At 70.2% G+C, this 24,075-nt stretch carries 21 protein-coding genes; 7 read left to right on the top strand and 14 right to left on the bottom strand.

Annotated features, from left to right (window positions below; genetic code table 11):
• Positions 1–74: 74 nt before the first annotated feature.
• The 7 genes from AW271_RS13590 to AW271_RS13560 form a co-directional block, all read right to left on the bottom strand.
• Positions 75–710: an ABC transporter ATP-binding protein gene (locus AW271_RS13590; RefSeq protein ID WP_062336589.1), complete on the bottom strand. Its 636-nt coding sequence runs from the start codon at positions 708–710 to the stop codon at positions 75–77.
• Positions 697–1,629, bottom strand: a complete 933-nt coding sequence (locus AW271_RS13585; RefSeq protein ID WP_062336586.1) for an ABC transporter ATP-binding protein — start codon at positions 1,627–1,629, stop codon at positions 697–699. The genes AW271_RS13590 and AW271_RS13585 overlap by 14 nt, the downstream gene beginning before the upstream one ends.
• Positions 1,626–2,444, bottom strand: a complete 819-nt coding sequence (locus AW271_RS41460) for an ABC transporter permease (protein ID WP_062336584.1) — start codon at positions 2,442–2,444, stop codon at positions 1,626–1,628. Before AW271_RS41460 ends, AW271_RS13585 begins: the two co-directional genes overlap by 4 nt.
• A complete protein-coding gene (locus tag AW271_RS13575; RefSeq protein ID WP_062337505.1) occupies positions 2,444–3,427 on the bottom strand; it encodes an ABC transporter permease in 984 nt (327 codons plus the stop codon). The genes AW271_RS41460 and AW271_RS13575 overlap by 1 nt, the downstream gene beginning before the upstream one ends.
• Positions 3,424–4,962: an ABC transporter substrate-binding protein gene (locus AW271_RS13570; RefSeq protein WP_062336582.1), complete on the bottom strand. Its 1,539-nt coding sequence runs from the start codon at positions 4,960–4,962 to the stop codon at positions 3,424–3,426. Before AW271_RS13570 ends, AW271_RS13575 begins: the two co-directional genes overlap by 4 nt.
• 140 nt (positions 4,963–5,102) lie before the next feature.
• Positions 5,103–5,825: a DUF1048 domain-containing protein gene (locus AW271_RS42335; protein WP_083976580.1), complete on the bottom strand. Its 723-nt coding sequence runs from the start codon at positions 5,823–5,825 to the stop codon at positions 5,103–5,105.
• Positions 5,822–6,148, bottom strand: coding sequence for a PadR family transcriptional regulator (locus tag AW271_RS13560; protein WP_062336581.1), 327 nt, complete (start codon positions 6,146–6,148; stop codon positions 5,822–5,824). The genes AW271_RS42335 and AW271_RS13560 overlap by 4 nt, the downstream gene beginning before the upstream one ends.
• A gap of 144 nt (positions 6,149–6,292) precedes the next feature.
• Here AW271_RS13560 and AW271_RS13555 point away from each other — a divergent pair, with 144 nt between their 5' ends.
• Positions 6,293–8,086, top strand: coding sequence for an endonuclease/exonuclease/phosphatase family protein (locus AW271_RS13555; protein WP_062336579.1), 1,794 nt, complete (start codon positions 6,293–6,295; stop codon positions 8,084–8,086).
• Positions 8,087–8,154: 68 nt separating this feature from the next.
• Complete coding sequence (locus tag AW271_RS13550) at positions 8,155–8,661, top strand: monooxygenase family protein (protein WP_062336577.1); 507 nt, start codon at positions 8,155–8,157, stop codon at positions 8,659–8,661.
• Here the strand turns inward: AW271_RS13550 and AW271_RS13545 are convergent.
• Positions 8,649–9,500 (bottom strand): universal stress protein, encoded by an 852-nt coding sequence (locus AW271_RS13545; protein ID WP_062336575.1) that lies wholly within the window; start codon positions 9,498–9,500, stop codon positions 8,649–8,651. The genes AW271_RS13550 and AW271_RS13545 overlap by 13 nt on opposite strands.
• Positions 9,501–9,649: 149 nt before the next feature.
• Here AW271_RS13545 and AW271_RS13540 point away from each other — a divergent pair, with 149 nt between their 5' ends.
• Positions 9,650–9,850: a DUF1918 domain-containing protein gene (locus AW271_RS13540; protein WP_062336573.1), complete on the top strand. Its 201-nt coding sequence runs from the start codon at positions 9,650–9,652 to the stop codon at positions 9,848–9,850.
• On the opposite strand, the gene nhaA is transcribed toward AW271_RS13540, so the two are convergent.
• Both nhaA and AW271_RS13530 read right to left on the bottom strand, forming a co-directional pair.
• Positions 9,847–11,649 carry a Na+/H+ antiporter NhaA gene (gene nhaA / locus AW271_RS13535; RefSeq protein WP_062336572.1) on the bottom strand — a complete coding sequence of 601 codons (1,803 nt, stop codon included), beginning with the start codon at positions 11,647–11,649 and terminating at the stop codon, positions 9,847–9,849. The genes AW271_RS13540 and nhaA overlap by 4 nt on opposite strands.
• Positions 11,650–11,713: 64 nt before the next feature.
• Positions 11,714–12,181: a VOC family protein gene (locus tag AW271_RS13530; RefSeq protein WP_062336571.1), complete on the bottom strand. Its 468-nt coding sequence runs from the start codon at positions 12,179–12,181 to the stop codon at positions 11,714–11,716.
• A gap of 150 nt (positions 12,182–12,331) precedes the next feature.
• Between AW271_RS13530 and AW271_RS13525 the strand changes: the two genes are divergently transcribed.
• Positions 12,332–13,186 carry a helix-turn-helix transcriptional regulator gene (locus AW271_RS13525; protein ID WP_062336570.1) on the top strand — a complete coding sequence of 285 codons (855 nt, stop codon included), beginning with the start codon at positions 12,332–12,334 and terminating at the stop codon, positions 13,184–13,186.
• Here the strand turns inward: AW271_RS13525 and AW271_RS42840 are convergent.
• Positions 13,093–13,722 (bottom strand): TetR/AcrR family transcriptional regulator, encoded by a 630-nt coding sequence (locus tag AW271_RS42840; protein ID WP_062336569.1) that lies wholly within the window; start codon positions 13,720–13,722, stop codon positions 13,093–13,095. The two genes, AW271_RS13525 and AW271_RS42840, sit on opposite strands and share 94 nt — an antisense overlap.
• Before the next feature lie 82 nt (positions 13,723–13,804).
• Between AW271_RS42840 and AW271_RS13515 the strand changes: the two genes are divergently transcribed.
• Both AW271_RS13515 and AW271_RS13510 read left to right on the top strand, forming a co-directional pair.
• Positions 13,805–14,491, top strand: coding sequence for an SDR family NAD(P)-dependent oxidoreductase (locus AW271_RS13515; protein WP_062336568.1), 687 nt, complete (start codon positions 13,805–13,807; stop codon positions 14,489–14,491).
• Between the two features lie 111 nt (positions 14,492–14,602).
• The gene (locus AW271_RS13510; protein ID WP_062336567.1) at positions 14,603–14,887 is read left to right on the top strand and encodes a fascin domain-containing protein; all 285 of its coding nucleotides are present in this window, start codon (positions 14,603–14,605) and stop codon (positions 14,885–14,887) included.
• Between the two features lie 51 nt (positions 14,888–14,938).
• On the opposite strand, the gene AW271_RS13505 is transcribed toward AW271_RS13510, so the two are convergent.
• From AW271_RS13505 to AW271_RS13495, 3 genes are all read right to left on the bottom strand, one after another.
• Positions 14,939–15,361: a cellulose binding domain-containing protein gene (locus AW271_RS13505; protein WP_083976578.1), complete on the bottom strand. Its 423-nt coding sequence runs from the start codon at positions 15,359–15,361 to the stop codon at positions 14,939–14,941.
• Positions 15,362–15,536: 175 nt separating this feature from the next.
• On the bottom strand, positions 15,537–17,699 hold the full coding sequence (locus AW271_RS13500) for a hypothetical protein (protein WP_062336563.1): 2,163 nt from the start codon (positions 17,697–17,699) through the stop codon (positions 15,537–15,539).
• Complete coding sequence (locus AW271_RS13495; protein WP_083976576.1) at positions 17,696–18,382, bottom strand: ABC transporter ATP-binding protein; 687 nt, start codon at positions 18,380–18,382, stop codon at positions 17,696–17,698. Before AW271_RS13495 ends, AW271_RS13500 begins: the two co-directional genes overlap by 4 nt.
• Before the next feature lie 1,057 nt (positions 18,383–19,439).
• Between AW271_RS13495 and AW271_RS13490 the strand changes: the two genes are divergently transcribed.
• The gene (locus tag AW271_RS13490; protein ID WP_083976573.1) at positions 19,440–24,029 is read left to right on the top strand and encodes a ThuA domain-containing protein; all 4,590 of its coding nucleotides are present in this window, start codon (positions 19,440–19,442) and stop codon (positions 24,027–24,029) included.
• Positions 24,030–24,075: the final 46 nt, after the last annotated feature.

The following is a 24,075-nucleotide window of genomic DNA, read 5'->3' as shown; positions in this document are numbered from 1 at the left end:
ACATTCAGCCAGGTGCGATCAGCGGGCGTGCGACGGGAGGGCAACCAGTGAATGAACGTCCGATTCGCGAAGATTTACCCCATACGCACGGTAGGGCCGCCCGACGGGCCGGTCCAGCGGGTGAGCAGCTCGTCGTCGTGGGTGATGGCGAGGATCCCGGCGCCGGTCTCGGTCCGGTACGCCTCCAGCCGGGCGACGAGATGGGCCTGGGTGGAGGCGTCGAGCATGGTGGTCATCTCGTCGCAGATCACGTAGCGGGGGCGCAGCGCGAGCGCGCGGGCGACGCAGGCGCGCTGGAGCTGCCCGTCGGACACTTCGTGCGGGCGGCGGACCAGCAGTTCGGGGGTGAGGCCCACGTCGTCGGTCAGGTCCTCGACCGGGCGGCCGGTGGCGTGGAAGGGCTCCTCGGCGATCTCCCGCAGGGTGAGCCGGGGGTCGACGGCGAGCCGGGGCTGCTGGAAGATCAGCGCGACCCGGGTGCGCAGGTCGCGGGCGGCCCGCTGCCGCCAGCGGCGGACCTCGGTCCCGTCGACGGTGAGCCGCCCGGCGTCGGGCCGCAACATCAGGGCGAGCACCCGGGCCAGCGTCGACTTGCCGCAGCCGCTCGGCCCGGCCAGCCCGGTGACGACGCCGGGGGCCACGGTCAGGTCGGCGCCGCGCAACACGCGCTGACGGCCGTAGGAGACGGTGATGCCGTCAGCGCGCAACATGGTGCTCCAAAGGGTGGTGACAGGCCACCGGCCCGGCCTCGGGCACGACCGCGCAGGCGGCGGTGGATCGCCCGCAGCGCGGCCGGAACGCGCAACCCGGGGGCAGGTCGGTGAGCTCCGGGGGCCGCCCGGGGATCGCGGTGAAACTCCGCGACGGCAGCGCCTCCAGCAGCCCGGCCGCGTAGGGGTGCTGCGGGCCGGCGAAGAACTCCGCCGCCGGGGCCTGCGAGACCACGCGGCTGGCGTACATGACCACGATCTGGTCGGCGACCCGCTCGGCGGCGCGCAGGTCGTGGGTGATGAGCAACACGGCGCGGCCGTCGTCGGCGAGCCGCCGCAGCTCGGCCATGGTGGCGTCGACGAGCGGGCGGTCGAGGCCGCTGGTCGGCTCGTCGGCGACGATCAGCCACGGGTCGCCGGCCAGCGCGATGGCGTTGACGACCCGCTGGGCCATGCCGCCCGACAACTGGTGCGGATAGCGGTCGAGCTGCGCCGGGTCGAGCCCGGCCCGCGCGGCCAGCTCGTCGGCGGCGGCCGGGTTGCCCAGCTCGCGCAGGGCCTCGGCGAGCTGGGCGCGGGCGGTGCGCACCGGGGTCAGGTGCGCGGCCGGGCTCTGTGGGACGAGTCCGATCCGGCGGCCGCGCACGGTGCGGGCGAGCACCCGTTCCGGCGCGGCGATCAGGTCGAGCGGCGGCGCGTCGCCGGTCCGCAACCAGGCCGACCCGGAAACGGTCGCGTTGCCGGGCAGCAGCCCCATCAGGGCGTGCGCCATCACCGACTTGCCGCAGCCCGACTCGCCGACCAGCGCCAGGCACTCGCCCTGGCGCACCGCGAAGGAGGCGTCGCTCACCGCGTGCACGGTCGCGCCGGGCAGCCGGAACCGCACCGACAGGTTCTCGACGGTCAGGGAGGAGGTCACAGCTGCAGCTCCGATCGCCGGCGCGGGTTGGCGCGGTCGCGCCAGTGTTGGACGAGCACCGAGACGGCCAGGGTCGGCAGCAGGATGAACAGGCCGGGGAACAGCGAGGCCCACCAGTTGCCGGCCAGCAGCGACCGCGCCCCGTCGTTGATCATGTTGCCCAGTGAGGCGAGGTGCGGGGGCAGGCCCAGGCCGAGGAAGCTGAGCGCGGTCTCGTGCCAGATGGCGTGCGGGACCATCAGCACCGACGCCAGCGCGATGTGCGGCAGCAGGTGCGGCAGGAGGTGCCGCCTGACGACGCGCAACCGGCCCGACCCGCCGGAGATCGCCGCGTCCACGAACGGCCGGGCGCGCAGCGTGAGCACCTCCGAGCGCACGATCCGGGCCGCGGTCGTCCAGTGGGTGAGCCCGACCGAGGCCACGACGGCGGTCGCGCTGGGCGAGAACAGCGCCACGATGAAGATGCCGAACAGCAGGTGCGGCACGGAGTTGAAGCCGTCCACCACCCGCATGATGACCCGGTCGGCGGCCCCGCCGAGCGCGCCGGCGGTCAGCCCGGCCACGGTCCCGACCGTGACCGACACCAGAGCCGCCACCAGGCCGATGAGCAACGAGACGCGCAGTCCGTAGACGACCCGGAGCAGCACGTCGCGCCCCACTTCGTCGGTGCCGAAGGGGTGCGCGAAGGAGGGCGCCTGGTTGGCCGACCGCAGGTCGACGAGTTGCTGGTCGAGCTGCACGATCGCGGGCACCAGCAGCACGGCCAGCGCGAGCGCGACGAGCACTCCGGCGGCGATCCGCACCGACGTCCTCATCAGCTCACCCCCAGGACCCGCACCCGCGGATCGGCGATCACGTAGGCGCCGTCGGCGAGCAGGTTGCCGACCACCACAGCGAGCGTGGCCAGCAGGGTGAGCGCGGCGAGCAGCGGGAAGTCGGCGGCCAGCGCCGCCTGCACCGACGCCGACGCCACCCCCGGCCACGAGAAGACGCTCTCCACCAGGATCGCGCCGGTGACCAGTTCGGGGATACGCGCCCCGAGCAGCGTGATGAACGGCAACAACGCCGAGCGCAGCGCGTGCCGCCCGATCACCGTGCGCTCCCGCAGGCCCCGGGCCCGCGCGCCGAGCACGAAGTCCTCCCGCAGGGTGGCGATCAGCGACTCGCGCACGAACAGCAACAACCACGACGACTGCGAGAACGCCAGCACCGTCACCGGCAGGATCAGGTGCCGCAGCACGTCTCCGGCCTCCAGCGTGGTGGCGGCCGGGTCGGTCAGCCCGCCCGGCGGCAACCACCGCAACTGCACGGCGAACACCCAGATCACGATCAGCGCGACCCAGAACACCGGGGCCGCCTCGTTGGCGTACGCGGTGCCGGAGATCAGCCGGTCGAGCCACGAGTCGCGCCGCCAGGCGGCCAGCGCGCCGACCGCGAGGCTGACCACCAGCATCAGCACCAGCGCGCAGCCCACCGCGAGCAGGGTCCAGCCGATCCGCTCGCCGATCACCTCGGCGACCGGCCGGTGCATGCTGCGCGAGTCGCCGAGGTCGCCCCGCAGCAGGTTGCCCAGCCACGTCAGATACTGCTCGGCGACCGGCCGGTCGAGCCCCCAGTTCTCCCTGATCCGCGCCACGACCTCGGGACTTGTGACGACCGCGCGGTCGCCGAGATACTGCCTGACCGGGTCGAACGGCGACGCCTTGGCCAGCGCGAACATGCCCAGGGTGACGGCGAACACCAGCGGCACGGCGAACACCAGCCGCCAGAGCGCCATGCGGGCGAGCGCACGGGTCATGCCGCCGGCTTCCACTCGGCGATGTTCCGGAACAGGCCGCCGGTCTCGTGTTCGTGCGCCTCCACCGACGGCGTGATGCCTGCCCATTTGCCGCGCACCACGTAGACGTGCTTGAGGTAGACCAGGTAGGCCCAGGCGGCGTCGTCGCTGATGCGCTGCTGGAAGGCGTCGTAGGTCTGCTTGCGCACGGCCGGGTCGGGCTCCTCGCGGCCCTTCTCCAGCAGTGCGTCCACCTCGGGGACCTGGTAGCCGCCCGGGTTGAAGAAGCCCTGGCCGGCGAAGGCCGAGTGGAACAGCTCGTAATTGGTGTAGTCGGGGTCGAACGGCGTGCCGTAGCCCATGACCAGGGCGTCCTTCGCCATCCGTGGCTCGATCGCGTCCCAGTCGAGGCCGGCCAGCCGCACGTCGACGCCGACCTTCTTGACGTCGGAGGCGACGGCCAGGGCCAGGTCCTTGCGCAGCGAGTCGCCCGCCGGGTACATCAGCGTGAAGCTCGCGCGGGCGCCGTCCTTCACGCGCACGCCGTCGTCGCCGGCGCGCCAGCCGGCCTCGTCCAGAACCTCGGCGGCCCCCGTCTGGTCGGCGGTGGCCGACCCGGTGATCGCGGGGTTGTGCCAGGTGGTGCCGGGCGCGACGGGCCCGAACGCCGGTTCGCCGGCTCCGGCCAGGATCATGTCGACCATCGCCGACCGGTCGAGCGCCAGATTCACCGCCCTGCGGATCGCCGGGTCGCCGGTGACGGGGACGCCGAACGGGAACATGACGCCCCGGTAGTCGGCGCTCGGCACCCGGTGCACGGTCAGCCCGGCCTGGCCGTCGAACCGCGCGGCGGCCTTCGGCGGCAACACGGTCGCGTCGAACTCCCCGGCCGCCATCCGGGTGGCGCGCACGTTGTCGTCGGCGGCGTAGGCCAGCACCAGCTGCTTGATCGCCGGCGCGCCGCCCCAGTAGGCCGGATTGGCCTTCAAAACGATCTTGTCGCCGGGCGTCCACGACACGAAGCTGAACGGCCCGGTGCCGATCGGCCGCGTGCCGGACGCGCGACCGGCCGGCACGATGCCCAGCGTGGCGCGCTGCAGGATCGGCGCGTACGGGTACTTGAGGCGGAACACCACCGTCGCGGGGTCGGGCGCCTCCACCGACGCGATGGCCGCGAAGTCGCCGCGGATGCCGGAGTTGTTCTTCTCGTCGAGCACCGACTCGTAGGTGTAGACGACGTCCTCGCTGGTCAGCGGGGTCCCGTCGTGGAACTTGACGTCCTTGCGCAGAGCGAAGGTGACCGTCGTGCCGTCGATCTCGGGCAGCGTGTCCGCCAGGGCGGGCTGAAGCGAAAGGTCGGCGTCGCGGCGGACCAGCCCGTCGTACAACAAGGAACCGCCGTCGGCGCCGTAGCCGAGGACCGGGTTGAGGGTGTCCGGCTCCGAGCTCATCCCGAGCACGAACGTGTCGTCGGGTGAGCTCGGGGCGGGCGCGGCACAGGCGGTGAGCGCAAAAATCAGGACGAGAGGGGCGAATCTGGCGCGAAAGGGCGTCATGGGAGCGAAGGTAAAGCGATCATCTGGTTATTGCAAGTTATTCGCAAGTACAGCAGATGACCAGAAGGCGACGGCATCGCCCGCCACCAGAGGCAGCCGCCCGTCGCGGGCCGCCGCGTACTCGTCGGGCGAGGTGACGTTCACCACCGACTCCAGCGCCGGGTCGAGCCGGCCACTCCAGCCACGCCTTGGGCCGGTCCCATCCGGGTGGACCGGCCGCCCGCGAGCACGACGCCCGCGGCGGTCCGCAGGTCGGGATGCCCGGTCATGCGGAGGCGCGATCCGTCGATCAGGTCGTCGCAGAAGGCCGCGACGTCGGTTCCGGTCAGCTCCAGCACCCCCTTGCCCTCGGCCGCGCCCTCCTCGAAGAAGTCGAGGACGCCGGCGAGCAGGTCGGCCGCCCCGACCCTGAAGAAGTAGCGCTGCATCTCCTTGTAGACGATCTGGTAGTCGGGCGGCAGCGCCTTGATCCGGGCGACGTACGCCCGCCACTGCCGCTTGCCTTCGACGATGTTCCGGATGCCCAGTTTGCGGGCCACTTTTCTGTTCAACCGCGCCCGCCACCGGTCGCGATGGCTGCGGGCCCCCTCGCCGCCGGCCAGCGCCGCGCAGAAACCGGGGACGTCGTCGCCCAGCACTTCGTGGATGCTCCGCCCGTCGGCCGCCGTCTCCTCGAGCAGCCCCAGCGCGCCGTCGAGGATCGGCATCAGGTTCCGGCCGCTGAAGTCTCCATAAGGGAAGAGATGGCCCTTGATCTGCTCCCACGCCTCCCGGTAGTCGGCCGGCAGCTTCTCGGCGCGGGCCTCGAACGCCAGCCAGTCCCGGGTGAGGTCGTTGCCCGTCATGGTGTCCCAGACCTTCATCTCCCGCCTTCCCTGAGCTTCTCGATGCGCGCGGTGACGTACTCCCATTTCGCCCAGAAGGTCGCCAGCTCGCGGCGTCCGGCCTCGTTGAGGGCGTAGAACTTGCGGGGCGGCCCCAGGCCCGACGGTCGTTTCGCCACCTGGACCAGCCCGTTCTTCTCCAGCCGCAGCAGGATGGTGTAGACCGTGCCCTCGACGACGTCGGCGAAGCCGAGGTCGTTCAGCCGGCGTGTGATGGCGTAGCCGTAGGTCTCCTCGCTGCCGATGATCTCCAGCACGCAGCCTTCGAGCGTGCCCTTGAGCATCTCCGTCAGATCATCCATCGCGCCTCCTCGGTACTCGGTGCCACCGAGTACCACTACAAAGTACCACGCAGTAGTGGGAGCCGCCCAGTGTTGGGCCGTGGTTCGGTTCGAGGCGACCGCGATGTCACCCGGTGGGCACGCCGAAAACGGACGATCACCGACATGCGCAGGCTTCTCGCCCTGGTCCTGGCCGTCGCGGCCGTCACCCTGACCGTCCAGCCCGCCGAGGCCGCCGCCGACGGAACGCTGAGCGTCACGTCGGCGTCCGTCGCGGTCGGCTCGGACCTCCGGTTCAGTTACACCACCCCCCGGCCGGACGCCGCCAACTGGGTCGGCCTGTACGCCGACCCCGGCAACGGGCCCGTCGACGAGACCTACGTCGGACCGTCGCTCAAATGGGTGTACGCCCCCTCGGCCAACGGCACCGGCACCCTGCCGACCTCGGGGCTGGCCGCCGGGAACTACAAGCTCTTCTTCCTGTACGACGACGGCTACACCTGGCTCGCCGAGCCCGTCTCCGTGCGGCTGACCGCCCCCGGGTCGGGCACCCTGACACTCGCCTCGGCCACGGTGAACTCGGGCGACCCGATCCGGCTCGGCTACACCACGTCGAAGCCGAACAACAAGAACTGGGTCGGGCTCTACCGCAACCCGGGCAACGGCCCGGTCGGCCAGACCCAGGTGGGGCCGTCGCTGACCTGGGCGTACACCCCCGGTTCCAGCGGCTCGGCCACCCTGCCGACCTCGGGCCTCAGTGCGGGCGACTACGTCGTCTACTACCTGTTCAACGACGGGTACACCTGGCTCGCCCCGCCCGTCACGCTGCGGATCACCAGCAACGCCGCGCCGCGTTTCCCGGCCTCGGCGTTCACGCTGCGCAACGCCAAGGTCGGCGCCGCCTACTCGGCGACGGTCGGCGGGCTCGTCCCGGGCGCCGCCTTCACCAAGACCTCCGGTCCCGCATGGGCGTCGGTGTCCTCCTCGGGCGCCGTGACCGGCACGCCGACCTCGGCCGGCGACGCCGTCGTGGGCATCAGGGCCACCACCGCCGCCGGCACGGCCGACGCGACCGTGACGATCCGCGTCCAGTCGGGCGTGCTGGTGCCGCAGTTCAGGGCGCTCAGCTGGAACCTGTGGCACGGCGGCACCCAGGTGGCCAACGGCCTGGAGAAGCAGCTGAAGTTCCTGCTCGAACGGGACGTCGACGTCGTCGGCATCCAGGAGAACCAGGGCTCCGCCGCGCAGACCCTCGCGGCCGCGCTCGGGTGGTCGTACTTCCAGAACTCCGACACCGCGGTCCTCAGCCGCTACCCGATCACCGGCACCACGCCGACCGTCGCGGGCAGCGCCGTCGCCGCCAGGATCGACCTGGGCTCGCGCTCCCTGCGCCTCTGGAGCGCCCACCTGGGCTACACGCCCTACGGCCCGTACGACGCCTGCTTCGGCCGGATGAGCGTCCAGCAGCTCATGAACCGCGAGGCGAGTTCGGGTCGCACCGGCCAGATCACCACGATCATCAGCGCCATGTCGGCCGACCTCGCCGCCTCGGCGACCACCCCGGTCCTGCTGACCGGCGACTTCAACGCCCCCTCCCACCTCGACTGGACGTCCGGCAACTCCCGCTGCGGCTACGGCGCGGTCGCGTGGCCGACCTCCACGGCACCGGCGAACGCGGGCCTCGTCGACTCCTACCGCCAGGCCAACCCCAACCCGTCGACCCACCCGGGCACCACGTGGTCGCCGGTCTTCACGACCTTCACCGGCGGCTACGGCTACGACTCCCGCACCGGCGAGCCGGAACCCCAGGACCGCATCGACTTCGTCCACTACCGGGGGCCGCTGACCGTCCTGTCGTCGGAGGCGGTGTGGGAGGGCACGCCCTCGCAGCACAACCCGTCGGCCAACGCCTGGACCTCCGACCACGCCGCGGTCCTGACCGTCTTCCGGCTGAACTGAGCCGCCCGTTCAGTAGTCGTCCAGTCCGCGTTCGTACCTTGAGGACACCGAGCCCCAAGGAGCGTGGCATGGCTACCCGAGTGAACCGGCAGACCGTCGACCTGTCCGCCTACCCCGACCTCATGGTCCTCTACCTGGGCATGCGGGTGAACCACCTGTACGGAATCAGGACCTTCTTCGGCTTCGGCCGCAAGATCCAGGAGTCGGTCGCGGGGAAACCCGACGGTCTGCTGCTTCACGAACCGGTCTACTACTCGTTCTTCCCGATGAACATGGGCATGCGCCAGTACTGGCGCGATCTGCCGTCGCTGCTCGCCTTCGCCCGGTCCGAGCCGCATCGGCAGTGGTGGCTCGATTTCCTGCGCGACTCGGGCGGCACCGGGTTCTGGCACGAGACCTACTCGGTGCGGGGCGGCATGGAGGCCGTCTACGACGACGTGCCCAAGCCCATCGGGTTCGGGCGGTTCGCGGGCGTGCAGCGGGCCCGTGGCCCGATGTTCGGCTCCGCGTCCCGCCTGGGCCGCTCCGACCACGGCGAGGCGGTGCTGAGCGAGACGGACCTCTACGAGTCCTGAGCCCGTTCGGCGACGACGGCGACCGGGCTGTGCGCCCGGTGCAGCAGGCCGTGGCCGACCGAGCCGAGCGCGAGCGACGCGAAGGCGCCCCGTCCGCGGGAGCCGACGATCACCAGGTCGGCCGACCGCGACTCCTCCGAGAGCAGGAAGACGGGGTGGCCGCAGTGGGCCAGGCGCTCCACCGGGATGTGGGGGTACTTGTCCGTCCACGGGGCCAGCCGCTCCCAGACGCGGGCGACGTGCTCGTCGTACAACTCCTGGATCAGCGCGCCGTAGACCACGGCGGAGGCCGCGAACGACGGCGGCTCCCACGCGTACACGAGTTCGAGGCGGGCGCCGCGCCGGTCGGCCTCGGCGAAGGCGAAGTCGAGCGCCGTCTCCGACTCCTCGCCGCCGTCGTAACCGGCGACCAGCTTCCCGTAGGTGCGATGGGCGGGCTTCCGGACGACGACGACCGGGCCGGGGGTGTGGCCCACCATCGACAGGCCGACCGAACCGAGGATCAGCCCGGCGAAACCGCCCTTGCCCCGGCTGCCGATCACGATCTCGTCGGCGTCGCGGGCCGCCTCCCGCAGCCGTTCGGCGGGCGGCCCGACGACGAGCTTCGCGCTGATCTGGAGGTCCGGGACGCACTCCCAGGCCCGCTGCTGCGCCGCGGCGAGGATCTCCTGGTGGTACCTCTCCTGCATCGTGTTCAGCTCGCCCTGCAGGACGGCCGCCGGACGCACGTGCACGATCCGCAGGGCGGCGCGTCTGCGGGCCGCGTCCAGGGCCGCGTACTCCACGGCCGCGAGCGCGGGAGCCGATCCGTCGACCCCCACGACGATGATGGGAATCATGGTGGGTCCTCCCTCTGATTCCACTTTCGTCCACCGGTCGCGGAAGCCATAGGGGCCTTGGTCCACGAGGAGAGCTTTTTCACCTCTCTTGGGCGTCCACCCCCTGAGCCCTGACGGACGATGGACGAAAGACGAGGAGGGAGAACACGATGAAGGCCGCTATGGGAGACCGGCTGATCGTCGAGGGCAGCAGCGACCACGAGTCACGGAGGGTCGGCGTGATCACCGAAGTGCGCCACCCGGACGGCTCCCCTCCCTACCTGGTGCGCTGGTCGGGCGACGACCACGAGTCCCTGGTGTTCCCGGGACCCGACGCCCACGTGGTGAGCGGGCGGAGAGCCGACGGCTAGGGCCGCCGCTCGGCCTCGGCGATCGCCCGGCTGATCGACTCCAGGTCCATGCCGCCCTGGTAGCGCAGGCCGTTGATGAACAACGTCGGGGTGCCGCGCACCCCGCTGGCCCGGCCCGTCGCCTCGTCGTGCCCGATCTTGGCGAGCATGCCCGGCACGTCGGGCCACGGGTCGACGCCGATGTCGGCGGCGTAGCGGGTCAGGTCGTTCACGGTGAGGAAACGCTGGTTGGCGAACAGCGTGTCGTGCATCTCCCAGAACTTCCCCTCGGCCGCCGCGCCCTCGGCGGCCAGCGCGGCCGGCACCGCCCTGGGATGGATGGTCCGCAGCGGGAAGTGGCGGAACACCAGCCGGGTCGTCGGGTGCCGGGCGAGCAGTTCCTGCATGATCGGGTGCAGGCGGCCGCAGTAGGGGCACTCGAAGTCGCCGTACTCGACGACCGTGACCTTGTGGACGGCCGGTCCGCGCACATGGTCGTCGGGCCCCACCGGCTCCGAGAGCAGTACGGGCAGCTCCTCGACCGGTTCGAGGGCCGCCTCCGGCGGCGCGCAGACGCCGCCCCGGTCCCAGGCCATCCGGAAGATCAGCCAGCCGGTGAGCGCCGACAACAACGACCCGGCCAGGATGCCGATCTTGGCCTGGCTCTGCACGGCCGGATCGTCGAAGGCCAGCCCGACGATGAACAACGACACCGTGAACCCGATGCCCGAGACGGCCGCGCCGCCCAGCAGCTGCCCCCACACCAGGTTGCCCGGCAGCACCCCCCATTTCAGCCGCAGCGGCAACCACGTGCCGAGGGCGATGCCGACGAACTTGCCCAGCAGCAGCCCGAGCACGATCCCGATGGTGATCGGCGAGGTGACCGCCCGCCGCAGCGACTCGGCGTCGAGCACCACCCCCGCGTTGGCCAGCGCGAACACCGGCACGATCAGGTAGCTGCTCCACGGGCTGATCCTGAGCTGGAGCCGCTCGTTCACCGAGACCGCCGACTGCACCTGCCGCGCCGCCCTGCGGGCCCCGCGCGCGGTGGGGTCGGCGGTGAACTCGTGGACGGCCTCTCCCGCCGTCAGCAGCTTGTACTCGCTCGGCGCGTACACGAAGACCAGCACCCCGAGCGCGATGCCGATCAACGTGGGGTGCACCCCGCTCTCCAGCGTCGCCACCCACAACGCGAACCCCAGCACGATGTACGCCGGCGCCCGCCAGATCTTGAGCCAGCGCAGCATCACGATCGCGGCCAGCAGCGCCGCCGCCACGAACAACGACGGCACCGACAGGTCGGCGGTGTAGAACACCGCGATCACGATGATCGCCAGCACGTCGTCGACGATCGCGAGCGTCAGCAGGAACGCCCGCAACGGCTCGGGACAGCGCGCCCCCACGACGGCCAGCACCCCCAGCACGAACGCCGTGTCGGTGGCGATCGGCACGCCCCAGCCGCCCGCCCCTGGCCCGCCCGCGTTCAGGGCCAGGTAGACGAGCGCCGGGACGAGCAGCCCCCCGAACGCGGCGACGGCGGGCACCGCCAGCAGCCGCCGGTCGGTGAGCTGGCCGAGGCGCACCTCGTAGGAGATCTCCAGGCCGATCAGGAAGAAGAACAGGGTCATGAAGCCGTCGTTGACCCAGTGGCGCAGGTCGAGCGAGAAGACGGCGTCGCCGAACGACAACCCGGCTTCCATGTGCCAGAACGCCTCGTAGGTGTGGCCCCACGGGGAGTTGGCCCACAGCAGCGCCACAAGGGTGGCCCCGAGCAGCACGCTCGTGCTGCCCGCCTCGGTCCTGAAGAACGCCCGCAACATAGAAGCCCCGATGTTAGGGCCTGACCTGCGAAGGAACCGTCATGTTCGGGCAAACACCCGGTGTTCAGGCGGCCGCGCCGGGCAGCGTCTCCGACAGCTCGATCATGTTCCCCCACGGGTCGCGGAAGAAGGCCAGGCGGCGGCTGATGTCCTCGATCTCGAACGGCTCGCCGATCACGTCGACCCCCCGGCGCAGCAGCTCGGCGCGGGCCTCGTCGACGTCGTCGACGTGCACGCAGATGTGCTGGTAGCCGCCGTGGCGCAGGCTCACCTCCAGGTCGTCCACGACCTCCTTCGGGAACGGCACGGGCCCCGCGAGGATCTCGACGTGGAAGCCGTCGTCGTCGGCGGGGCTGAGGTAGGCCAGTTTCAGGTCCCCGTACGGCCACTCCTGCAGCACCCGGAAGTCGAGCTTCTCGACGTACCAGGTCTTGGCGGCCTCGTAGTCCGGCACCCGGATGCCGACGTGGTGGCCGGTGAACGACGCGAACGGGCTGGCGGGGTTCCTGGGCGGATGGGCGGGCATCGGCATGGCGCACTCCAAACGGGAAACGGGGTCGCCGCCCGATCGGGCGGCACGAAGCAGTCAACAAGCCGGAAGCCTCCGGCTGAACGGCCAGGCTGGTCCCGCTCAACCTGGTTCCGGCGGAACCACCCGGATGCGGTCGGTGATACTGGGCAGATGGCACGGCCCGAAGAGATCCGCGAGTTTCTCCGTTCCCGCCGGGCCCGGCTGGCTCCGGCCGACGTCGGCCTCCCGGTCAAGGGCGGCTCCCGGCGGGTGGCCGGGCTGCGCCGCGAGGAGCTGGCGATGCTGGCCGGCGTCAGCGTCGACTACTACACGCGGCTGGAGCAGGGCCGCGCGCCGCACGCCTCCGAGCAGGTGCTGGGAGCGGTCGCCGACGCCCTGCGCCTGGGCCCGCTGGAGCGACGCCACCTCTTCGACCTGGTCAGACCGGCCGCCGACCCGTCGCCCGACCGGCCGCCCCGGGCCCGTGCGGCCGTCCGGATGATGCTGGCCGCCCTCGACCCGGTGCCCGCCGTCCTGCACGGCCCCTATCTGGAGGTCGTCGCGATCAACCGGATGGGCGCGGTGCTGCTCGACGACTTCGCGGCGATGCCGGCGGCCGAGCGCAACATGGTCCGCTGGATGTTCCTGAACCCGAAGGCGAGGTCGGTCTACCCCGACTGGGACGAGGTGGCCGACCAGATGACCGCGATCCTGCGGGCCGCCGCCGCCCAGGACCCCCGCGACCCGCGGCTGACCCGCCTCGTCGAGGAGCTCACCGCCCGCTCACCGGAGTTCGCCCGCTTCTGGGCCGACTACGAGGTCTTCCAGCACAGCCACGGCACGAAACGTTTCCACCACGACGCGGTCGGCACGATGACCATCAACTACGAGTCGCTGATCCCGCCCGCCGACCCCCACCTGTCGCTGATCATCTACTCGGCGGCCACCGGCTCCCCGTCGGAGGAGAAGCTGCGCCGGCTCGCCGAATGGGCGAGCGCCCGCATGGCGATGTCGACGGAGGCCTGAAGGTCATCCCTGCTCGCCCCGGCGGCGGCGTGGACGGCGTGGCCCTCGCTGAGCGTCATGACGAACCGGGCCAGCGCCCGGACGTCCATGCCGTCGGGAAGGTCGTCCGCGCGGGACAACCGCTCTTCGAGGGCCGCCTCGGTGTCGGCCCGCCCGGTGGCCAGGACCTCGGCGACGTGGGCGTTCTCGGGCGAGCAGGCCAGCCCTCCCTGGATGGACAGGCAGCCCGGCGGATGGTCGCCGGTGGTGAGCGCGTCGGCGCTGGAGCGCAGGAAGACCTCGATGGCGGCGTAGGCGGTCGGCTGGTCGAGCGCGGCGCGGGCGTTGGCCACCTTGGTCTCGTGATAGCGGGCGAAGGCGCGCCGGAACAGCTCCTCCTTGCTGCCGAAGGTGGCGTAGAGGCTCGGCCGGTTGATGCCCATCGCCCTGGTCAGCTCGCTGAGTGACGCGCCGTCGTAGCCGTGCCGCCAGAAGACCTCGGCGGCCCGGTCGAGAACCGCCTCCTCGTCGAAGGCCCGTGGCCGCCCGATGCTCATGCGCTCATCCTACCGCTCGGTACAAAACCTGGTACGGTGGCGGATGCAACCGATCGGTACAAAAATTGGGGAAGGTGGACGCATGTCCGTCACACTGATCACCGGCGCGAACAAGGGCATCGGCTTCGCGACGGCCAGACGACTGCTCGACCTGGGCCACACCGTCTACCTCGGCGCCCGCGACCCCGAACGGGGCGAGAAGGCCGCCGCGACGCTGGGCGCCCGGTTCGTCCGGCTCGACGTGACCGACGACGCGTCGGTGGCCGAAGCGCTGGCGGTCGTCGACGCGGCCGAGGGGCGGCTCGACGTCCTGGTGCACAACGCGGGCATCCTCGGAGACGGGCCGCTCGACGGCCCCACGGCCCTCCACGTGTTCGACACCAACGCGGTGAGCATCGTGCGGGTCACCGAGGCCGCCCTGCCCCTGCTGCGCAGATCCGCGAACCCCACGGTGGTCACCGTGTCGAGCAGCGCCGGGTCATTCTGGGCCGTGACCAACCCTGACCGGCCGGAGTTCGGCCTGCCGCTCGCGCTCTACTCGGCGTCCAAGGCGGCGGCCACCATGCTCACCCTCCAGTACGCCAAATCCCAGCCCGGCATCAAGTTCAACGCGATCGAGCCCGGCACCACCGCCACCGACATGACGGCCGCCTTCGGAATCGGCAGGTCACCCGAGGAGAGCGCCGAGGTCGTCGTGCGGCTGGCCACACTCGGCCCCGACGGCCCGACGGGCACCCTTCAGGACGAGTCGGGGACGCTGCGCTGGTAGCCCCCGCCCCGGCCGCCCGCGCGGTCGGGGGCCGTCGCGGTCCGCGGCCAGCGACCGGTTCGTCGCCGCCGAGGTCGAATACGGCGGATACTATTCCGGCAGGCTGCGCGGATGAAATCGCCCGGCGAATGGGAGAAATTCTCCCTGTGCCCCGGCCCCGGTTATAAAACGCTCTACTCCTGCGGCGCCAAGCGCTACGCGGGCGCCGACAAGGGCATGCTGCGGGCGCGTTCCGACAGCGTCAAGCCGTTCGAGCAGTTCACGGTCGACTGCAATACCGGCAACTACTGCACGATCAGGTCGCCCGCCAACGGCAAATACGCGAACGACTGCTACCCCATGCTCCGCGCCCGGGCCGACACCGTCGGATCATACGAGAAGTTCCTGATCTCCTGACCCCGCGAAAACGGGCGGGCCCCCACCGGAGACCCGCCCGTTATCGTGACGCTAATAGGTGATGCTGCACGAGCTCGACGGGGGAACAGGCGGCGTGGTGTCGGTCAGGGGCATGCGGATGTCGAACCCGAAGTAGACGGCCCCGTTCCGCGGGATGACGTTGTTCCATTCCACCGGCTGCCACACGTTCGGCGCCGGCCTCGTCGCACTCCAGAATGACGCGATGACCGCGTTGGCGGGGAAATTGATGATCGTCTCCCACGTGGTCGACGACGCCGTACCGGTGTTGGCGATTTTCGCCTCCACTATCCATTTGTGCCGGTCGGCGGTGCTCGCGATCCAGTTGGCTTTGAACGTCAACGTGCAGGTGGTGGCGGCGCCGGCGGGAGCCGGGGCGGTGAGCGCGGTCGCCGCGCCGAGCAGGGCGACCACCAGCCAGGTGGTCGGTCGCCGACGTACACGTCGTTCTGTCATGGGCCTCTCCTGTCAGGGAGTGCGCGCATTGAACACACGCACAGGCGATGCCCGAACGGTACGGTCGGCGTCGAATTCGGTCAATTATCGTGAAACTTTCAGCTTTTCGATAATCGCCTATTCGAATTCCGAACATGCTCGCCACTCAATTCGGCCGCTGATCTCTCTTTGCGAATCAGTCGGCCACGGGGCGCCAGCGGGCGGCGACGCGGACGGCGTTCACCCCGCCGGCGGCTCCAATGGCAACCGACAACCCCGCAGCCGCCACGGCCACGTTCACCAGCAGGCTCCATGACATGTCTCCAGATCTCGACATCGCCACGAAGAAGTTGCCTTGCCAAGCGGCTATGGTCACCCCGGCCGCGACCGCGATCAGGCAGGGTGCCACGAGGTTCCAGGCGGCCACGCCGAACACGAACCGGCGCCGCTCGGTGAGCACGGTCAACGGTGCCAGCGCGGCGGTGAACGTCAGAAACTCGGCCGCCGAACTGAGTCCCATCGCCATCAAGAGCACAGTCAGCACGATCGTGACCAGGAAGACCACCCAAGCGGAAATCGTCGTCAACCGATTCGACCCCTGCGCCCAGGAGTCGCCGGGGCGGTTCGTTTCCGCCATGGCGAACGCCCGATGCGCCTCTTCGTTCACGTGCGCGGCCAGCCCACCCGTCCCGACCGCCGAGACGACGACGAGTTCCTGAACACGCGGCCAAGCGCTTCGCTCATTCGTCAGGCGCACGTGGACGTCGTCTCCGCTCCGCCGGAAATGACCGACCAGCGTCTGCGCCCGGATATCGCCGTCCCACAACGACACCCGATTCCCGGCGCAGCCTGACACCAACCCGCGCAAAGCAGCGCAGGACCCCCAGAGCCGTCTCGGCTGTGTCTCGTCCTCCGGGACCACCACACCCAGCATCGCCGAACCCGCCGGAAGCTTCCCGGCGAAAGACTCGATCGACTCACCGTCCAGGTAAGGAGAACTGACGACGAGAACGCTGTCCTGGAGACTCTTCTGAAATTCGAGGGCTCTCTCCGATGGCTCGCCGAGTCTGCTGGTCCACACCTGTGCTTGTACGACGATTCCGATCCCGATGACGATCACCGCAGTCAGGCGGACGACGATGCCGGGGCGCGCGGCCGTCCACCGCCCCGCGATCAGCATCGCCACGTACCCTGCTTTCGCCGCACGCGCAGCCATCGCGCCGCCGAACCGCTGGATCACGATCGCCGACGCCGAAGGAAGCGCGGCCCACAACACCGCTGTGCCGCCGAGATAGGCCAGAAACCCGAACATGCGCGGCAAGTAGGGCGTCAGTACGACTGCCACCAGCCCGGCCACACCGGCGACGAGCCTCCACCGGGGCACCCGCCGCGCGAACGTCCGGGGACGTCCCGAACGGCCGGTCGCGTCCACGCGGTGCAGCATCACTACAGCCAGCAGCACGACGATGACAGCGCCGGCCACAGTCGGCGGAACGGCCCACGACCACGCGCGAGTGTCATCGGAGTTGATCACATACCCCGGCCCCGGCAGGCGGACATAGGTGATCAACGTAATCAGGTAAGGCGTCGAACCGATCACCGCACCGGCCAGCGCCGGGACGACGCCCTCGCCCAGGTTCAACAGAGCCCGGTGTCGCCACGACGCGCCCAGGGCCGCCAACAGCTCCGTTCGCCGATCTCTGGCCGCGGAGCCGCACCGAACGGCGATGACCAGCAGCACAGCCGCTGCGACGCCCAGCGTGGCCGCCAACATGGTGAGGAACTGCCCGATCGGCGCGACGTCTCGTGAGTCGCCGATCAGCATGGTGTTCATCCCCCCGAACCGTTTGATCCCGCGCCAGCCCTCATAGCCGCCGTTTACGTCGGGCCGTACATACGCCAACCGCTCGCCCGGAGAAGCCAGGCCCGCAGCTCCGATGAGTCCTGCGAACGTCCCGTACCTGTGGAGAATGCGCTCCTTGGAACCGGCTTCCAGGAGCGCCGGTGACAGGAACACCTCACCCCGTTCAGGCCAGCGCGGTAATCCCGGCGGCGGACTGACGGACTCGGCGAGCGGCTCCACATGAATCACCGAATGGGGCACGGTTCCGATGGCGTCCCTGTTGATGTTCAGCCACACGGCCGGCCTGCGCACGTCCTCGCCCGCGGGCACCGGTCCACGCGCCGCGTCCCGTTGCTCACGACCGTCATAAGTCGCCACGACGACGAGGCCGGCCAACATCGTCGTCGTCAACACCGCCGAGGCCAGCAGCAGCCCGGCGAACCTGATCCGGCTTCCCGGCGCGCCCCTTCCAGCCGCGAACCCGACGCGCAGCAATTGCCGCCACAGAGGGCTCATGCCCTGGTCTCCGCAAGATCGCCGCCACGCAGGTCGAATCTGCGGTCGGCCCGGCGGGCCACCTCCTCGTCGTGGGTCACCACCAGCAGCGCGCAGTCACGCACGCGTGGCAGGGTGAACAACAACTCGGCCACCGACTCGCGGGCCTGCCGGTCGAGCGCGCCGGTCGGTTCGTCGGCCAGCAGCAGCACAGGCTCAGTGATCAACGCCCGCGCAACGGCCGTGCGTTGCCGTTCCCCGCCGGACAGCAGCCCTGTCGGCGTTCCGGTGACGGGCACGCCCAGGTCGTAGAGCAGCGTCTTGGCGTTCTCGTAAGCGGTCCTGCGTGGTTGCCCGGCCAGCAGCGCCGCGATGGCCACGTTCTCGACCGGCGACAATTCAGGCAGCAGTTCCCCGAATTGGAACACCATGCCGATACACGCCCGCCGGTGTGCGGCCAACCGCCGATTGGGCATCTCGAGAACGTTTTCACCAGCGACGTAGATCGCTCCATCGTCAGGTGCGGTGAGCCCCATGATGCAGTTCAGCAGGGTGGTTTTACCAGTCCCGCTGGGCCCACAGAGAACCGCCGACTCTCCCGATCGGAGCTCAAATGAAAGCGTTCCGAACAAGTGGCGACCGGAGACCGCCAATCGCAGTTCTTCGATTCTCAGCACCGGACGCCCGTGGGCACGGCTGACCATGAAACTCCGCTTCTGGTTTGTCGAAAAACGCCGGGCGGAGCAGCGGCTCCGCCCGGCATCAAGTATTGCTATTCGTCCCAGGCGCTGCAGTCATCCGGGAGCACCGGAATGCTGACACACGCGCGCAGACTGGTCACCGTGGTTCCCGTGCCGCTTTGGACTGAGGTCCCCCGGTTGGGGTTGTTCAGGTTGAACACCGAGCTTCCCGAGCCGCTGCGGGTGTAGTCCTCGGTCGCGCTCAGCGCGGACGCGCCTCTAATAGTTGGTTCTTGGACGACAGGCTCACCACGCCACTCACGAGGCAACACACAGCGTGGACGGCGCGGGGGTCGTGCCGAGAGTCTCTGCAAGATCCCGTCCAGGTCGTCTACGGCGATGCGCTCGATCGGTGTTGGAGTGCCGCACGGAAACTCCAGATTGCGATGGAGGCAGGAGCGGTAGATCGATCCCGAAGGCGAGGCCGTCGTCCACCGGAAAGCTGAAGCCGACGGTCGAACGCAGCAGAAGGCATCCCGGCGGCCAAGGAGTCGGCGCTGCATCGAACTCTACGAGCGGGACGCCCTGACCACCTGGTGGATGCGCGGCGGCCCGGCCGGAAAAGTGCAGCTCGACGGGCCCGTCCAACTGGTCGCCGCCAGGGCCCCGGGCCGCACGGCCGATCTGCTCCGCATACCGCCCGGCTTCGGGCGCGTCGTGGTCGGCGCGTTCGTCGGGGCCGAGAATGGATGAGCCGCCGGCCTCATTCTGCGGCCGCTGTCGCGAATGGCACGACCGACGGCCTCGGGTCTTTTCGAGAAACGCGCACGCGCGCCTCGCATCTATACACGCCCGGCACGAACGTGTTAAAACCGCATTGGCTAGCGTCCGCCGCGTAAATGTGCTGTTACTGGCACGCCCTACAACCGTTCGACAGCACGACGGAGTCGGCACACTCCGACCCTCGTATCCCCCCCGGGCAATCAGCGTGGCGGCGCGCGCCTTGCCTGACTGAGTCGTGAGGTCAGGTCGACATGCACATGCACATGGACGTTCACCTGCGCAGCGCGCGAGGTGCGGCATGAGAAGAATTCTCACCGCCCTGTTGCTGCTCGTCTCCACCCTCGTCATCCCCCTGCAGATGAGTCCGGCGCAGGCCGCCGCCGGACCGCCGTTCGCCGCGCTGGTCTTCTCCAAGACCGCCGGCTTCCGGCACACCTCCATCCCGGCGGGCGTCGCCGCCATCAGGCAGCTCGGCCAGGAACAGGGTTTCACGGTCGACGTCACCGAGGACTCGGCCGCCTTCACCTCCGCCAACCTGGCCAGATACCAGGTCGTGGTCTTCCTCTCCACCACGGGTGACGTACTGAACGCCACCCAGCAGACCGCCTTCGAGCAGTACATCAAGGGCGGCGGCGGGTACGCCGGCGTACACGCGGCCTCCGACACCGAGTACGACTGGCCCTGGTACGGCAATCTGGTCGGCGCGTACTTCAAGCAGCACCCCGCGCCCCAGCAGGCCGCAGTCAAGGTCGAGGACCCTGCGCACCCCTCGACCGCCGGGCTGCCCGCCCGCTGGACGCGCACCGACGAGTGGTACGACTTCCGCACCAACCCGCGTGCCGCGGTCCACGTCCTGACCTCCATGGACGAGACCAGCTACAGCGGCGGCACGATGGGCGCCGACCACCCCAGCAGCTGGTGCCAGAACTACGACGGCGGCCGCTCGTGGTACACCGCGTTCGGCCACACCGACGAGTCCTTCGCCGAGCCCAACTTCCTGAAGATGCTGCTCGGCGGCCTGCAGACCGCCGCGGGTGTGGTGCCGGCCGACTGCTCGGCGAGCCTGGGCTCGTCGTTCGCCAAGGTCACCGTCGACGACAACACGTCCAACCCGATGATGTTGGACGTCGCCGCGGACGGCACCGTCTTCTACATCGACCTGAGCGGTGACGTGAAAGCGGTCAGGCCGGCCGGCGGCGTGGTGACCTCCGGTCACCTGAACGTCTTCAACGCCAACGAGAGCGGCCTGCTGGGTCTGGCCCTCGACCCGGCGTTCGCCACCAACCGCTGGATGTACCTGTACTACTCGCCCCAGTCCCCTGCCGTGGACCGGCTGTCGCGCTTCACCGTCAGGCCGGACCTGACGCTCGACATGGCCACCGAGAAGGTCGTGCTGGAGGTGCCGGTCCAGCGGGCGGAGTGTTGCCACCACGGCGGTGGCATGGTGTTCGACAAGGCCACCGGCGACTTGTGGCTCGCCAACGGCGACAACACCAACCCGTTCGCCTCCGATGGGTACACCCCCATCGACGAGCGCGCCGGACGGTCGAGCTGGGACGCCCAGGGCACCTCGGCCAACTCCAACGACCTGCGCGGCAAGGTGCTGCGCATCCACCCCGAGCCGGACGGCACGTACACCATCCCCACGGGCAACCTGTTCCCGCCGGGCACGCCGAAGACCCGCCCGGAGATCTACGCGATGGGTCTGCGCAACCCCTTCCGGATCGGCATCGACCCCAAGACGCACAAGCTGCTGGTCGGCAACTACGGCCCGGACGCCGGCCAGGCCAGCGCCACCCGCGGCCCGGAGAACACCGTCGAGTGGGACATCCTCAACGGCCCGGGGTTCTACGGCTGGCCCTACTGCGTCGGCAACAACAAGGCCTACGTCGACTTCGACTTCGCGACGAACACGTCCAAGGGCGCGTTCAACTGCGCGGCGCCGAAGAACGACTCGCCCAACAACACCGGCCTCACCGACCTGCCCGCGGCCAAGGCCGCCACGGTCTACTACCACTACTCCGCCGACCCCGCGTTCCCCGAACTCGGCGGCGGCGGCGCACCCCATGCCGGGCCCGCCTACCGCTACGACCCGGCGCTGGTGTCGGCCCGCAAGTGGCCCGCCTACTGGGACGGCAAGGCCGTCTTCGGCGAGTGGAACCAGAACCGCCTGTACTCCTTCCAGCTCAGCGCCGACGGCTCGCAACTGGTCGACATCAACCCCCTGCTGGGCGCGATGAGCTTCAAGAAGCCGATGGACATGAAGTTCGGCCCTGACGGGGCGCTGTACGTCATCGAGTGGGGCTCGGGCTTCGGCGGCAACAACGCCGACTCCGGCATCTACCGGATCGACTACACGAAGGGCGACCGGGCGCCGGTCGCCCAGGCCAAGGCCGACAGGACCAACGGCCCCGTGCCGCTGACCGTGCAGTTCTCCAGCGCCGGATCCGCCGACCCCGACGGGACGCCGCTCACCTACGCCTGGGACTTCGACGGCAACGGCAGCGTCGACTCCACCGAGGCGAACCCTGCTCGCACCTACACCACGGCGGGGAACTTCACCGCCGTGCTGACCGTGCGGGACCAGAGCGGCGCGACCGCCACCGCCAACGTGCCGATCGTGGCCGGCAACAACGCGCCCACAGTGACGATCAACGTGCCGTCCAACGGCGGCTTCTTCAACTTCGGCGACCGGGTCGGCTTCACCGTCACGGTCACCGACCCCGAAGACGGCACGATCAACTGCGCGAACGTCAAACTCCAGGCCTTCCTGGGGCACGACACGCACGGCCACCCGCTCGACCAGTACACCGGCTGCTCGGGCACCGTCCAGACCACCCTGTCCTCCGGGCACAGCGACGGCGACAACGTCTTCTACGTGCTGGAGGCCAGCTACACCGACCGAGGCGGCGCCGGGTCCTCCGGTCCGCTGACCACCAGAACCCAGGCGCTGCTGCAGCCCAAGCACAAGCAGGCCGAGTTCTTCACGGCGACCGGGCGCGCCCCCGACGGCACCGGCACCGGCGACCCCGGCGTGCGGGTGGAGACGACCTCCGACCCCCAGGGCGGCTTCCACAACATCACCGCCATCGAGGACGGCGACTACTGGAGCCACGACCCGGCCAACCTGTCGGCGATCGAGCGCCTGACCTTCCGCGCCGCCTCGGGCTCGACCGGCGGCACGATCGAGATCCGGACGGGATCCGTGGGTGGTCCGCTGGTCGGCAGGGCCACGGTGACCGGCACCGGCGGCTGGCAGACGTACCAGAACTTCTCGGTCACGCTGACCAACCCGCCCACGACCAGCGGGCCGCTGTACTTCGTCGTCCGCAAGCCGACGGGCAGCACCGGCAACGGCGCGCTGATCAACGTCAACTGGACCGACTTCGTCAGCAGGAGCGTCAACGGCGTCACCCTGAGCGCCAATCCCACGAGCCTGTCCTTCGGGTCGCGCAACACCGGCACGACCAGCCCGCCCCAGGCGGTCACCGTCACCAACACCGGCACCGCCGCCGCGACCCTGAGCGGCGTCACCGTCACCGGCGACTACGCGCGGACCACCACCTGCGGCGCCACCCTGGCCGCCGGCGCGTCGTGCACGGTCACCGTCACCTTCACCCCGACCGCGACGGGCACCCGCACGGGCACGCTCACCGTGGCGAGCAACGACGAGAACGGCCCGCTGTCGGTGGCACTGTCCGGCAGCGGCGTCACCTCGACCACCAACCTCGCCCTCGGCGCGGCGATGACCGCCGGCAGCTCCAACGGCGGCTACCCGCCGAGCAACGCCAACGACGACAACACCGCCACCTACTGGGAGTCGGCGAACAACGCCTTCCCGCAGTGGCTGCAGGCCGACCTGCGCTCCACCCAGAACATCGGCTCGATCACGCTGAAGCTGCCGCCGCCCGCGGCCTGGGCGACCCGGACCCAGACCCTGTCGGTCGAGGGCAGCACCGACGGCACGACGTGGACCACGCTCAAACCGTCCGCCCCGTACACCTTCAACCCCGCGACGGGCAACACCGTCACGATCCCGCTGACCACCACCAGCACCCGGTACGTCCGGCTGAACCTCACCGCCAACACCGGCTGGCCCGCGGCGCAGATCGCGGAGTTCCAGATCTTCCCGGGCGGTGGTGACCAGCCGCCGACCGTGAACCTGACGGCCTCCCCGACAAGCCTGTCGTTCGCCGCGAGGACCGTCGGCAGCACCAGCCCCGCGCAGACCGTCACGATCACCAACACCGGCACGGGATCGGCGACACTCGGCACGGTCGCCACCACCGGCGACTTCGCGCAGACCAAGACCTGCGGCACCACCCTGGCCGCCGGCGCGTCCTGCACGGTCAACGTCACCTTCACCCCGACCGCGACGGGCACCCGCACGGGCACCCTGAGCGTGGCGAGCAACGACCCGAACGGCCCGCTGACCGTCGCTCTCAGCGGCACCGGCACCGCCGTCCCGGTCAGCAACCTGGCGCAGGGCCGGCCGACCACCGAAACCAGCCACGTGCAGACCTACGCGTCCGGCAACACCGTGGACGGCAACTCCGGCACCTACTGGGAGTCGGCCAACAACGCCTTCCCGCAGTCGATCACCGTCGACCTCGGCTCCTCGGTCAGCGTCGGCCGGGTCGTCCTCAAGCTGCCCCCGGCCACCGCCTGGGCCACCCGCACCCAGACGCTCACCGTCCTCGGCAGCACTGACGGAACCACCTTCACCAATGTCGTCGGTTCGGCGGCGTACACCTTCAACCCGGCCACCGGGAACACGGCCACCATCACGTTCCCGGCCACCAGCAGGCGCTACCTGCGCCTGACCATCACCGCCAACACCGGCTGGCCCGCAGGCCAGGTCTCGGAATTCGAGGTCTACGCCTCGTAAAGTCGCCCGGACCTCCGGAGGGGACGATGTCCGTCCCCTCCGAAGT

The organism is Herbidospora sakaeratensis (assembly GCF_001570525.1).
Classification (GTDB): Bacteria; Actinomycetota; Actinomycetes; order Streptosporangiales; family Streptosporangiaceae; genus Herbidospora; species Herbidospora sakaeratensis.
This window is presented reverse-complemented; position numbering and strand designations above follow the sequence as displayed.

What these genes read in the sequence shown, in the direction of transcription:
- AW271_RS13560 (WP_062336581.1), bottom strand. Translation starts at nt 6,148, where the DNA reads ATGGATGATCTGACGGAGATGCTCAAGGGCACGCTCGAAGGCTGCGTG.
- nhaA (WP_062336572.1), bottom strand. Translation starts at nt 11,649, where the DNA reads ATGTTGCGGGCGTTCTTCAGGACCGAGGCGGGCAGCACGAGCGTGCTG.
- AW271_RS13490 (WP_083976573.1), top strand. Translation starts at nt 19,440, where the DNA reads ATGAGAAGAATTCTCACCGCCCTGTTGCTGCTCGTCTCCACCCTCGTC.
- AW271_RS13570 (WP_062336582.1), bottom strand. Translation starts at nt 4,962, where the DNA reads ATGACGCCCTTTCGCGCCAGATTCGCCCCTCTCGTCCTGATTTTTGCG.
- AW271_RS41460 (WP_062336584.1), bottom strand. Translation starts at nt 2,444, where the DNA reads ATGAGGACGTCGGTGCGGATCGCCGCCGGAGTGCTCGTCGCGCTCGCG.
- AW271_RS13510 (WP_062336567.1), top strand. Translation starts at nt 14,603, where the DNA reads ATGAAATCGCCCGGCGAATGGGAGAAATTCTCCCTGTGCCCCGGCCCC.
- AW271_RS13495 (WP_083976576.1), bottom strand. Translation starts at nt 18,382, where the DNA reads ATGGTCAGCCGTGCCCACGGGCGTCCGGTGCTGAGAATCGAAGAACTG.
- AW271_RS13515 (WP_062336568.1), top strand. Translation starts at nt 13,805, where the DNA reads ATGTCCGTCACACTGATCACCGGCGCGAACAAGGGCATCGGCTTCGCG.
- AW271_RS13500 (WP_062336563.1), bottom strand. Translation starts at nt 17,699, where the DNA reads ATGAGCCCTCTGTGGCGGCAATTGCTGCGCGTCGGGTTCGCGGCTGGA.
- AW271_RS13550 (WP_062336577.1), top strand. Translation starts at nt 8,155, where the DNA reads ATGGCTACCCGAGTGAACCGGCAGACCGTCGACCTGTCCGCCTACCCC.
- AW271_RS13530 (WP_062336571.1), bottom strand. Translation starts at nt 12,181, where the DNA reads ATGCCGATGCCCGCCCATCCGCCCAGGAACCCCGCCAGCCCGTTCGCG.
- AW271_RS13545 (WP_062336575.1), bottom strand. Translation starts at nt 9,500, where the DNA reads ATGATTCCCATCATCGTCGTGGGGGTCGACGGATCGGCTCCCGCGCTC.
- AW271_RS13555 (WP_062336579.1), top strand. Translation starts at nt 6,293, where the DNA reads ATGCGCAGGCTTCTCGCCCTGGTCCTGGCCGTCGCGGCCGTCACCCTG.
- AW271_RS13525 (WP_062336570.1), top strand. Translation starts at nt 12,332, where the DNA reads ATGGCACGGCCCGAAGAGATCCGCGAGTTTCTCCGTTCCCGCCGGGCC.
- AW271_RS13590 (WP_062336589.1), bottom strand. Translation starts at nt 710, where the DNA reads ATGTTGCGCGCTGACGGCATCACCGTCTCCTACGGCCGTCAGCGCGTG.
- AW271_RS42840 (WP_062336569.1), bottom strand. Translation starts at nt 13,722, where the DNA reads ATGAGCATCGGGCGGCCACGGGCCTTCGACGAGGAGGCGGTTCTCGAC.
- AW271_RS13505 (WP_083976578.1), bottom strand. Translation starts at nt 15,361, where the DNA reads ATGACAGAACGACGTGTACGTCGGCGACCGACCACCTGGCTGGTGGTC.
- AW271_RS42335 (WP_083976580.1), bottom strand. Translation starts at nt 5,825, where the DNA reads ATGAAGGTCTGGGACACCATGACGGGCAACGACCTCACCCGGGACTGG.
- AW271_RS13540 (WP_062336573.1), top strand. Translation starts at nt 9,650, where the DNA reads ATGAAGGCCGCTATGGGAGACCGGCTGATCGTCGAGGGCAGCAGCGAC.
- AW271_RS13575 (WP_062337505.1), bottom strand. Translation starts at nt 3,427, where the DNA reads ATGACCCGTGCGCTCGCCCGCATGGCGCTCTGGCGGCTGGTGTTCGCC.